Below are 357 nucleotides of genomic sequence, written 5' to 3'. Positions count from 1 at the left end.
ACTCTCCCGCTTCCAATCCCGGGAACCCAATCACTGATCCAGATTCTCCCGCGTCTGGTGCAGCGAGGGAAGCTGGTGGGCATCGTTTCGCCTACCTATGGTGAATATCACCACTGTTTCGAAGGTGCTGGTTTTGCCGTCGATCATCTCGCGTCGGCCGACGATCTTCGTCCCGACCATGGGACGCTGATCGTCGTCAATCCCAACAATCCAAACGGTTTGCTGCATGCGCCGCAGACACTTCTTCTGCTGCACAAAATACTCCGCTCCCGCGGCGGCCACCTCCACGTCGACGAAGCGTTCGGCGATACCCGCCCCGAACTCAGCGTCGCGCGCGAAGCCTCCGAACTCCCAGGC

At 60.2% G+C, this 357-nt stretch carries 1 protein-coding gene; it reads left to right on the top strand.

Going from position 1 to position 357, the window contains the following annotated elements:
• Nucleotides 1–57: 57 nt before the first annotated feature.
• A partial coding sequence (locus AC1D0P_RS32565; RefSeq protein WP_477680494.1) for an aminotransferase class I/II-fold pyridoxal phosphate-dependent enzyme occupies nucleotides 58–357 on the top strand: 300 nt, incomplete at its 3' end.

It is taken from the genome of Polaromonas sp. P1_G2 (assembly GCF_056405515.1).
This window is presented reverse-complemented; position numbering and strand designations above follow the sequence as displayed.